This window comes from Streptomyces sp. NPDC051286 (assembly GCF_044455345.1).
Classification (GTDB): Bacteria; Actinomycetota; Actinomycetes; order Streptomycetales; family Streptomycetaceae; genus Streptomyces.
In genome coordinates, this window is sequence record NZ_JBITER010000090.1 from 1 (window position 1) to 10,294 (window position 10,294).

Here is a 10,294-nt window from a genome sequence, read left to right on the forward strand (position 1 = left end):
GAGGACCAGCTCGGCGCGCTCGGCCTGGTCCTCAACGCCATCGTGCTGTGGACCACGAAGTACATCGACGCCGCCGTCGCCCAGCTGAAGGCCGACTGCCACGAGATCCGGGACGAGGACATCGCCCGGCTCTCTCCGCTCAAGCACGCGAACCTCAACGTGCTTGGCCGCTACAGCTTCACCGCCTCCACCCCGGCCGCCGGCGCCCTGCGCCCGCTGCGCGACCCGGAGACACCTGAACTCGACGACGATGAGGACGGCGCGGACTGACGGGCTGCGTCAGGAGCCAACCAGGGGCACCAGCCAGCTTGCGAGCTGCCGCCTTGGTCGGATGCTTCGCGGCCGTGGCGCGCTCAGAGTGATGCTTCGTACGCCTCACGGATCGAGGCAGGGATGCGTCCCCTGTCATTGACGAGGTAGCCGTTCGCGCGGGCCCAGAGGCGTATCGCCTCGCCCTGCGAACCGCTGTCCCTCGCAGGGCCCCTGGCGGCTTCCCTCGGATGGCCCGAGGGCACCCCTTCGAGATGGTCCGCCGCATCGTGGAAGAAGTCGGCCAGTGACGCGAAGTGTCCTTCTTCAGGGTGGGAACCCTCACTCCAAGATCCGACCGTGCCGGTGCGCGTGTCCAGGAATCTGCCGTAGAAGGCGTCGCTCTCCGAGGCGATCGGTACCCATTCCCGGCGCCAGGACGGCCATTCAGGGTCCGCGGACGGTTCCATCTGCTCCAAGCCCCACATGTGGAGGTAGACACGCTGGATGTCCGTGAGTCCGAGAAGGAGACCGCCGTTCGGGATGATTTCCTCCCTCCCCAGCGCCACCAGGCACGAGCCGGCGTCAGGTTGCCTCTCACCACCGATGTTGTTCGCCAGAAGCCACTGCCGCATCTCCCTCGGCAGTTTCAGTCTCATGCGCTCTTCAGCATCGCTGATGGCTTTCGGACAGCCAGGGCTGCCAAGACCAGCGAAAGTACCGGGGGCATGCTGCTCTAGCCACCTGGCGATCCGGCCCCACGCCTGTCGTACGTCTTCGGCCTCGTGTACCGGCACTTCGCTCATGCCTGATCTCCAACGGACGGGGCACGCTGAGCCGCGTTGGTGACCCCCAAAAACCGCAGACCGGGCTCCCAGGTTTTGTCGTTGTGTACCGGAGAAGAAGGCGACCTCTGATTATCCATGGATAGAACGTACTTGGGACTGCTGACATCGAACCCCGTCAGGTCTCCGGCTGCTGCGGTCCACCTACCGCGCTCGCCGGGCGCTCTTCGGCTCCGGGAGTCACGCATAGTCATTCTCATAAATGTTCATCTGTGAGAGTTCTGCGAGAGTCCCCGCAGTGATCACGTTTTCGCAGGTCGTCGTTCGCAAAAGTCCTCTCGGAACCCGCATGTTGTGCGAGGCACTTCTGAGAGACTTTCCGGATGGATTTCACGCCCGATCGGGCCGCATTGGCGGTAGAACGTCATGACTGCCCGAACTGTGACGCGCCCGCCGGCTCCGCCTGCCGCACCCGCGGCGGGAAGACCGCCGCGAAGTACCACACCCCCCGCTTCGTCCTCGTCCCCGCGCTCCGCGAGGAACTCGAAGTCCTCGTCCCCGCCGACCGCCGCCCCGGCCGCGTGTGGAAGCAGGGCCCGGCGCTCGCCGTCGTGCCAGCGCCCCGCACCGAGCGCCCGGTCCGCATCGGGTACGCGAGGACGTCGACCGCCCGGCAGGAGCTGGCGAGTCAGCTCGAAGCCCTCCACCGCGCGGAGTGCCACAAGGTCTTCCAGGAGCAGATCAGCACCCGGGTGAAGATTCGGCCCGAGCTGGAGAAGGCGCTCGCCCTGGCCCACCAGTTCAAGGAGGCCGCCCCTGAGACGCCCGTCATCCTCACCGTCCACGAGCTCAAGCGCCTCGCCAGGAACGCGGCCGAGTTGATGACGCTGTCCGCCGAGCTCCAGGCCGGCGGCATCCAGCTCGAACTCCTCACCGGCCCGCTCACCGGCATCTACGACCCCAACGGCATGGGCGCCATGTTCTTCGCCGTCCTCGCCGTGGCCGGGCAGATCGAGCGCAACTACATCCGGGAGAAGACCCTCGAAGGCCAGGTCATCGCCGCGTCCAAGGGCAACCACGGCGGACGCCCGAAGGTCATCGACGACGACATGCTCACCTTCGCGGTCGCCCTCAAGGACAAAGGCGTCCCCGTCCCCGAGATCGCGAAGAAGCTGACCATCAAGGTCGGGAAGAACGCGGGCAAGTCCCCCTCGGTTGCCTCGCTCTACCGGGCCCTCGCCGAAGCCGAGGCCACCGCAGCCGACGACGGCCTGCCCCTGCGGCCCAAGCCTGTACGCATCCGCCAGCCTGGGGAGCCGCTCACCGCCGAGGAGATCGAGCTGCGCGAACGGCTCCAGGCGCAGCCCCACCCGAACACCGAGCTGCTGTAAGGCCGGTGTGCGATGGGCCCGGTGCCCCAATGTCGGCTGTCACCGGTTCGAGTGGTGGCAAATATGGTCACACTTGGAGGTATTCGTCAAGAAGGTTGCTGACGCGACAGGAAACATGTGTGTGAGGATCGGGCTCTGTCCGACGGCGAAACCTTTCGGTGTGCGCCTCTCGGCTTCGCCACCCCCTTGCTTCGTCACCATCTTGACAGGTTACTTCTGGAAGGGCAGGCTGACTGTCGTCCGGGTAGCAACCGGGACGCGATCCACGACCGATGAAGTGGAGGCTGGTCATGAACAAGGACCTGACGATGGACGCCGCCGCGGCGGCACGGCACGCGCGGTACGGCAAGCTCCCCGAGCGCATCCGCTTCGAGGACATGGCCACAGAGGTGGAAGCCGAGCCGAGCGGCAGGGTGAAGGCCGTCTACAACCCCGAGGGTGCGTGGAACTACCACTCGTGCCTGGCCCTGGACCTGGGGCTGTAGGCCTCTGGGGGCAGGGCTGGGACACGCCGGCACTCGCACCGTCAATCAGGGGAAATCCTGATGAGAACATCACATGCAGCTTGCCCGGAAGGAAGGATGACCAGGCATCAGACACGGAGTCGCGTCCCCTTTTGAGGAGAGCCGGCTCAGACGCCGGGGGCGGCACGGTGCGCGCGCTGGACTTCGTCGACGGCGGGGCGGATCCGTGCGTGTTGCCCCGCCGTGCGCCCGCTTGCTAACCTTCCGGCGTGATTGAAGTCGACAGAGCCTAGCCACGGCGAACCGCCGACCGGTGCCGCCCCGGGTCCCTCTTGCCAGTGACCGGTTGAGCGGAGGTCGGCCTCCGTCGCCTGCTCACACGTGCCCTCGGCACAGTGAGTCGGCCTGGCACATCGTGCCGTGGACACCGTGGAACCGGTGAAGGGTTCCATCGCAGTGCATCGAGGCGTTCGCCGTCCCGCAGTCAGTTGGCAATTCCCGCGCTCCCCGCATGCCCGCCGGGCTCCCGTCGTCGTCGACCTCGGCATGCCCACACGTGCCGACGGGAGAGCACACACAGATTTGGAACACGCTCATGATGCACAAGAAGTCCCGCGCGCGTACCCGTCACCGGCGGGCTCACTGGAAGGCCACCCGGCCCGCCCTGGTGACGTGTGCGAACGCCGCGTGCGGCCGGCCCACCCCCGGACACGCTGCCTGTATGCACTGCGGCATGTACCGCGGTCGTCAGGTGCTTCCTCCCTCCTGACACCACAGGCGCCGACCGTGCAGGGTGGCCTGCGCCGCGCACGCCAATTCCGCCCCTCTCCGGCAAGTTGACCCCTGGGCGGTTCGCGGACGAGAGAAAGACGGCACCGGTGCTGTGGTAGCGACCGGACGTGTTCCGGCCTCATGGCCGTTCCCACACGTGTGCCGATTCTCGGGCTGGAAGCAGACCGTGCCGCACAGCAGGCACGGTCCCGGCACCGCTGAGACGTGCGCGGTGGGGTGCCACCGGACTGGTCGTCACCGCCCAGCAGTTGGGCTTTCCGCCGCCATAACGGGTCACCTAGGCAAAGCAGTTGACACGCGCGGTCCCTCACAGCCAGCCGCGCCGGGCGGCCTGCCAGGCCAGCTGCATGCGTGTCCCGGCGCCGGCACGCTCCATCAGGTTCTGGATGCGGCGCTGGACAGTTCTTCGGCTCAGGCCCTTCTGTGAGGCGATCGCCTTGTCGGCGACGCCCGCGACCAGCAGGGACAGCAGCTTGCTGTCGGCCTGTGACAGCGATGGATGCGTCTCGGTGTCGTCGGTGGCCAGGTCGCCCGTCTCCGAGAGGTGCAGGGGGACGGCGTTCTCCCAGTAGCTCTCGAACAGGGCGACGAGCGCGCTCAGCAGGTTGCGGTCCCTGACCAGCGCGGTGGTCGGCTGGTCGGGGCTGCCGTGGGGGCCGCCGGGCACCAGGGGGAAGATGCCGACGGACCGGTCGGCGATCGCGAGGCGCAGCGGCAGCCAGGGGACGGCGCGGGCGATCTCCCCGGCGCGCACACCCGCCACCACGTTGTCGACGGCCCCCTCGTCGTCGAAGAGCGCCTTCTCGTACAGCACGCGGTAGCGGACGCCGCGGGCGAGGGCCTCGTACTCCTCCGTGTTGGTGCCGGAGGGCATTGCCACGTACTGGGCCCGGCAGAACCAGAGCAGCTCCTCACGGGCGTCGGTCTGTATCTGCCTCAGCCGTTGGCGCAGTGCCTCCGCCCCGGTGATGACCTCCAGCAACTGCCCGGCGTCATGGCGGCGCATGGTCTCGCGGTACTCCTCCAGCAGCCGGTCCGCCTGCGCCCGTGCCACGTCCAGCGCGTCTGCGGTGTGTTTAATACGGGGGAGTAGTGCCACGTCCGGGGGCACCGCCCGGCACACCCGAGGTGTGCCGTCGGTGTGGCTGGCCAGCCCCTGCAGCACGAGGGATTCGAGCACACTTGTGCTGTCGGCTCTGCTCACACCGGTGCGCCGGGCGATGTCCTCGGCGGTCGCTCCGCCCGCCGTCACGAGAAGGCGGTAGACGGCCTCCTGTTCCTGCGAGACTCCCGCAGCTTTCAGCATTCCGAAGGCCCCCTCGCTCGTCGTGGCGTGGACAGTCCGAGGACTCTACTCCAGGGCCTCGCGACGGCAGGGGGCGAGAGGTCCGTACGCCCCCTCGCCCCCTGGTCCGTGAGAGTCAGTGGCGCTCCGCCCAGGCGCGGGAGACCGTCTGCCGGACGCTGTTGCCGGCGGAGTCCCGGGCCGTGACGCGCATCGTCACATAGGCGGTGCCGCTTTGGTGGTGCGGGCGGTCCACCGTGGCCCGGAACGTGTCGTGGCCCCGGTTGCGGACGTTTGCCGCCCGCCATGTGCGGCCGTCGTCGTACGAGATCTCCACTCGCACCCTCGTGCCGCGCGGGGTCGGCGCCCCGTCCTGGGCGCGGACGGTGACGTCCACGCCGTACGAGCCGGCCCGGGTGACGGTGCTGTGCGCGTCGACGGGTACGGCGTAGTCGAGTTGCAGCAGGGGCAGCGGGACGGCCTCGTCGGCGGTGTCCGAACGGAACGACCAGGACGTGCTGGTCGCGGTCCCGTAGTCCCAGTCGGGGGAAGTGCGCGAGGTGGTCAGCGCCAGCCGGTAGGCGCCGGGTCCGGCCGGCACCTCGACGTCCGTCCAGGCGTTGTCGAGGTCGGTGAGCCTGGTTCCGTCGCGGTAGAGGGCCGCTGTCACCGTGTCGTTCGTGGCCTGCGCGCGGCCGGTGCCGATGCCGCCGCCGTCGCCGGCCAGGAAGCGGGACCAGTGCCCGGGCTGCGAGTCCGTGAACTCGGGTACGCGCAGGCGCAGTACGTTGCCCTTCCGAACGGTCGGTTCGATGGCGCCCGCGGGGATCGACGGCCGGACGACGGCGCCCTGCCATGTCTCCTTCGTCTCCGTACCCGCCCGGTAGGTCCGGGGGGCGTCGCGCATGCCGAGCGCGAGCGGCAGGTCGGGGTCGTAGGTGGTGGTGTGGTGGACGAGGTGCTGCCAGACCGTGTCACCGGCGCTGACGTACTCGGTGCGGGTGACGCCGGTGGGCACGTAGCGGTTGTACTGAAGCCAGGCCGTCCCCTGGTAGGGGCGCCGGGCGAAGCGCTGCTCGGCGGCCCAGCCGCTGCCGCCGTCGTCCGCGTACGTGGTGCGCACCACGGCGCTGTTCCGGGCGGAGACGGTGTACGTGACGTGCTGCGGGATCTGCTGCTCGGCCACCTGGACGACGTCGTAGAGGTAGGGGCTGCGGGCCGTGCCGCGGAAGGTCACCTCCGTGGTGCGGCGATGGATCCGCTTGAGGATCTCGGCTCCGGTGGTGGCTCCGATGCGGACCACCGGCAGCGGCGAGCGTTCGCCGTCCGGACTCCAGCGGGGTCCACGGGGTGTCGTCGAAGTTGACCAGCAGGACGCCCTTGGCGCCGGCCGCCGAGACCTGCTTCAGGGCCTGGTCCAGGCCGGTGCCCTGCTCGTCGGTGAGCACCGCGAGCCGGCCGCGGACGCCGGTGAGTGCCGGGGCGGCGGCGTCGCCCGCGTCGACGGCGCGCAGGGTGGTGCCGCGGTCGCCGAAGAGAGGTGAGGCCGGCATGTAGTAGGCGTCGAGCGTGCCGGGCAGGCCCGTGGCCCGCGCCTGGAGCAGCGGTGCGACGAGCTGCCAGCGGGAGGCGAACTCGAAGGTTCCCGTTCGTACCGGGGAAGTGGGGCTGACGTAGAGCCGCTTGGCGATGTCGAAGAACATCACGCCGTGCATCAATGCCAGGCCGTCGAGTTCGCGGTAGGTCTGGTAGCTGAGCACCCCGCGCTGCTCGGCGGGCCGTGGCGTGCGGATCTGGACCTGAACGGTTCTGCGGGCGTCCACGGTGACGGTCGTGTCCTTGGTGACGTTCACCTCCGGCAGCACGACCTCGCGCAGTTCCTGGCCGTCCTTCGCGGTGCTGATGAAGGTGCGGCTCACCTGGTAGGTGCCCTCTTCCACCTCGGTGACGCCGTTGTCGGGGTCTGTGTAGCCCACGTAGCCGCCGGGGCCCCAGACGAGCGGCTGTGCGGCGATGCGGTCGCCGTTCTCGTCGTACGTCCGCACGGTCAGCTTGTGCAGGGGGCCATGCACGATCAGGCTCAGCGTGGTGTGCACGGCCGGGGCGTCACCGCCCTCCAGGGTGCCGGTGATGTAGCCGTAGTAGCTGCCCTGTCCGGCTTCGGCCGGGTCCACGGTGAGGGGGACGGTGACGCTCCCGTGGGCGGGGAGGCGTACGGAGGAGTGCGCGAGGCGGACGGCGTGCACCGAGGCCGGGCGGCCGGTGGCGTCCGTGAGGCGGGGCCGGAGGTTCAGAGCGACGGCCTCGTCGGAGGTGTTGGTGTACGTCAGGTCGAAGGTGCGTGTCGCGTCACCGGGGTGGAAGGGGCCGGGGGTGACGCTGCCCGTCGCGGTGACCGCGCCGAGGGCGGCGGCGGCCACGTCGACGCGGCCGCCGCCCTGTTCGGTGACCTTCTGGCCGCTGATCGTGCGAGCAGTGCTGACGAGGGCGTCCTTGATCTGGTTGCCGGTCCAGTCGGGGTGGCGCTGGGCCACCAGGGCTGCGGCGCCCGCGACATGGGGTGTGGCCATGGAGGTGCCGGAGAAGCCCAGATAGTACTGGTCCACCACGTCGCCCTGCGTGGTGCCCGAGGCGCGGGCCGCTACGATTCCGACGCCGGGAGCGGTCACGTCCGGCTTGACGGCGCCGTCGCCGGACCGGGGGCCCCGGCTGGAGAAGCCGGCCAGTGAGTCGTCCCGGTCCACCGCGCCCACCGTCAGCGCCGAGGCGGCCGCGCCCGGTGAACCGACGGTGGACGCACCGTCCCGGCCGTTGTTCCCGGCGGCAATCACGAACAACGTGGGGGTGGTGCGGGAGAGCTCGTCGACGGCCTGGCTCATTGCGTCGGAGCCGTCGCTGGAATCGTCCGAGCCGAGGCTCATGCTGACGACCTCGGCGCCCTGGGAGGCCGCCCACTCCATTCCGGCGATCACCTGGGACTCGGAGCCGGAGCCGTCGTCGCCGAGCACCTTGCCGACGATGAGGTCCGCGCCGGGGGCCACGCCCCTGCGGGCGCCGCCGGAGGCCGCGCCGCTGCCGCCGACGATGGACGTGACGTGGGTGCCGTGCCCGAAGGAGTCGCCGGTGGTCGGACTGTCCGTGAAGTTCGCCGTCTTGACGACCCGTCCGGCCAGGTCAGGATGCGTCTGGTCGACTCCCGTGTCGAGGACCGCGACCTTGACTCCCTCGCCGTGATCGCCCTTCTGCCAGACGGCAGGGGCGCTGATCTGGGCGGTGCTGCGGTCGAGGACGGCGCGTACCCGGCCGTCGAGCCACACGCGGGGGACGGCGGCGGGCGCCTTCGACTCGGCGCCGCCGGGCGCCAGTTCGTCCCAGAACCGGCTCAGGTCGTCCTTCGCGACGTGCAGCGACCGGGCGTCGATGCTGGACAGTTCCCGTGCGGGGGCGTCGTGTTCGGCGAACGCGGTGAGTCTGTCCGTCGCGCGGGCCGTCGCCGTTCCGGAAGTGCTGACGATCAGCGGCAGGGTGTCGGTGTGCGCGTCGTCGTAGCCCTGCGCGAGGAGGGAGGTGACGTCGAACAGCGCCCGGTCCAGACGGCCTCGGGACACCAGGGCCGAGGCGTCGGAGGGGAGCACCGTCAGGTGCCCGTCCTGTTCGAAGGTGTGGAAGACAATGTCGTCGCGGCCGGGGCCGGGCCGCACGGAGGCGGTCTGCCGTCCGTCCGGGCCCTTCGCCGCGGTCACGCTGTCGCCGGTGATCAGGTGGACGGTGGCCTCGCTGCCCGAGGTCCCGGCGGCCACCGTGGTGTGCGACGGCCCGGGCGGACCGGCGAACGACGGGGTGACCGCCGCGGCGGTCAGTGCGACGCCTGCCGTGAACGTCGCCAGCAAACGGGTGTGTCTCATTGTTTCTGGGCCCTTTCCGGCGCGCTGCGTGCCGTTCGTCTGAGCGACAGAATCCGACGGCCGTGAGGCACATGTCACTCGATGCCGGTGGCACAGCTGGGACATGTCACAACAGCGACAGAGGAGCGTGCCAACTCGTTCCGCGTGAAGCATGTTGCACCCGCGCTGTGCCACCGGCCGGACCGTGACGGTCGATCAGTGCGAGGCAGACGCACACCCGAAGGAGGTGGGCACCATCTTGACTGGTGACGCTAGAAGCTGCCATGATTACGTCACTGCCTCAACCGGTGACACGCAAAGTGTTGCGGTCGAGGCGACCGAAGACCTTCTTTCCGACCCAGATGGGGAGCACCAGTCATGGCAGTCAGCTACACCGCCGTTGTCGACGTCGACGGAGAGGGCCGCAACGGCGGTCGCGTCCGCTCCTCCGACGGTCTGCTGGAGACCGGTCTCGCTCTCCCGAAGGAGCTCGGTGGCGCCAGCACCGCGACCAACCCCGAGCAGTTGCTCGCCGCCGGCTGGGCCGCCTGCTTCCTCGGCGCCCTCCGCCGTGCCGCCACCCTGCGCAAGGTCCGGCTGACCAGCACCACCATCACGGCCGAGATCACCCTGACCCACGGCGACGACGGGGAGTTCTCCCTCTCGGCGGTTCTCAGCCCCGTCCTCGGCGGCGTCGACCAGGCCACCGCCGAGGAACTCGCCCACGCCGCCCACCAGATCTGCCCGTACTCCAAGGCCACGCGCGACAACATCCCCGTCACCATCAACGCCGGCACCGCTGCCTGAGCCGCCCCCTGACCGCGGGTTCCCTGCTCCTTCCCCCGGCAGGGAACCCGCACTCCTGCCATATCCGCACCACCGACCGGAGAGAGACGGGTCACGACATGGTTTCCACGACGTACACACCCACGCGGACCGCCGAGCACCGTCGTTCCGTGCCCGGCCCGCGCTCCGCGGCGTCCGGCGGGCAGCGGCCCCAGGACGCCGGAACCTCCCAGGTCCGTGAGTGGCCCGACGACACACAGGTGTGGATCTGGGCGACGAGCGTGGTCCTGTCGGGGTACGGTCCGGCGGCCTCGAACTTCGTCTGACAGCGGATCAGGCAGGCCCGCGCGCGCAGATGTGAGAAAAGCGCCTCTGCGTGTGAACCAGCCGTCCGCCATCCGCGTCTACCGCCTCGAACTCCTGCTTCATGGCGTCGAGCAGTTCGGGCCGCTCGATGAGGTCGACGGCGCCGGCCGCGAGGTAGCGGGCCGCGGACAGCAGCGCCTCATGGCCGATGTTGGTGGCCGCCGTGGCGGTGTCGCCCCAGTTTTGAGTCACGCGGGGACTCTGCTGCTCAATTCCGTGCGGCGTGACGGTGGGCGCGGGATGATCGTCCGTGCGGCCGTTGTCCCGTCGTGCGGCCGTGGGGGTGATGCGA

The 10,294-nt window shown here is 69.6% G+C and carries 8 protein-coding genes and 3 pseudogenes; 6 read left to right on the forward strand and 5 right to left on the reverse strand.

The window, feature by feature from the left end; all coding sequences use genetic code 11:
• The coding region (locus tag ACIBB8_RS36375) for a Tn3 family transposase (protein ID WP_398959532.1) at nucleotides 1–270 on the forward strand (270 nt) is incomplete at its 5' end.
• Between the two features lie 83 nt (nucleotides 271–353).
• On the opposite strand, the pseudogene ACIBB8_RS36380 reads toward ACIBB8_RS36375, so the two are convergent.
• Both ACIBB8_RS36380 and ACIBB8_RS36385 read right to left on the reverse strand, forming a co-directional pair.
• Nucleotides 354–497: pseudogene (locus ACIBB8_RS36380) on the reverse strand (histone-like nucleoid-structuring protein Lsr2); the annotation flags it as partial.
• 57 nt (nucleotides 498–554) lie between these two features.
• Nucleotides 555–1,055 (reverse strand): annotated as a pseudogene (locus ACIBB8_RS36385) (SMI1/KNR4 family protein); the annotation flags it as partial.
• Nucleotides 1,056–1,417: 362 nt separating this feature from the next.
• Here ACIBB8_RS36385 and ACIBB8_RS36390 point away from each other — a divergent pair.
• The 3 genes from ACIBB8_RS36390 (at nucleotide 1,418) to rpmF (ending at nucleotide 3,658) form a co-directional block, all read left to right on the forward strand.
• On the forward strand, nucleotides 1,418–2,425 hold the full coding sequence (locus ACIBB8_RS36390) for a recombinase family protein (protein WP_398959534.1): 1,008 nt from the start codon (nucleotides 1,418–1,420) through the stop codon (nucleotides 2,423–2,425).
• A gap of 290 nt (nucleotides 2,426–2,715) precedes the next feature.
• The gene (locus ACIBB8_RS36395; RefSeq protein ID WP_366693499.1) at nucleotides 2,716–2,910 is read left to right on the forward strand and encodes a hypothetical protein; all 195 of its coding nucleotides are present in this window, start codon (nucleotides 2,716–2,718) and stop codon (nucleotides 2,908–2,910) included.
• Nucleotides 2,911–3,487: 577 nt separating this feature from the next.
• The gene (gene rpmF, locus ACIBB8_RS36400; RefSeq protein WP_398959543.1) at nucleotides 3,488–3,658 is read left to right on the forward strand and encodes a 50S ribosomal protein L32; all 171 of its coding nucleotides are present in this window, start codon (nucleotides 3,488–3,490) and stop codon (nucleotides 3,656–3,658) included.
• Nucleotides 3,659–3,988: 330 nt separating this feature from the next.
• Here rpmF and ACIBB8_RS36405 read toward each other — a convergent pair whose 3' ends face one another.
• A complete protein-coding gene (locus ACIBB8_RS36405) occupies nucleotides 3,989–4,987 on the reverse strand; it encodes a helix-turn-helix domain-containing protein (RefSeq protein WP_398959537.1) in 999 nt (332 codons plus the stop codon).
• Between the two features lie 953 nt (nucleotides 4,988–5,940).
• Nucleotides 5,941–8,871: a S8 family serine peptidase gene (locus ACIBB8_RS36410; protein WP_398959539.1), complete on the reverse strand. Its 2,931-nt coding sequence runs from the start codon at nucleotides 8,869–8,871 to the stop codon at nucleotides 5,941–5,943.
• 357 nt (nucleotides 8,872–9,228) lie between these two features.
• Between ACIBB8_RS36410 and ACIBB8_RS36415 the strand changes: the two genes are divergently transcribed.
• Entirely contained in the window at nucleotides 9,229–9,657 is a 429-nt protein-coding gene (locus ACIBB8_RS36415; RefSeq protein WP_398959541.1) for an Ohr family peroxiredoxin, read from the forward strand.
• A gap of 98 nt (nucleotides 9,658–9,755) precedes the next feature.
• Nucleotides 9,756–9,962 carry a hypothetical protein gene (locus ACIBB8_RS36420; RefSeq protein ID WP_366695570.1) on the forward strand — a complete coding sequence of 69 codons (207 nt, stop codon included), beginning with the start codon at nucleotides 9,756–9,758 and terminating at the stop codon, nucleotides 9,960–9,962.
• 7 nt (nucleotides 9,963–9,969) lie between these two features.
• Here ACIBB8_RS36420 and ACIBB8_RS36425 read toward each other — a convergent pair.
• A pseudogene (locus ACIBB8_RS36425) lies at nucleotides 9,970–10,294 on the reverse strand (hypothetical protein); the annotation flags it as partial.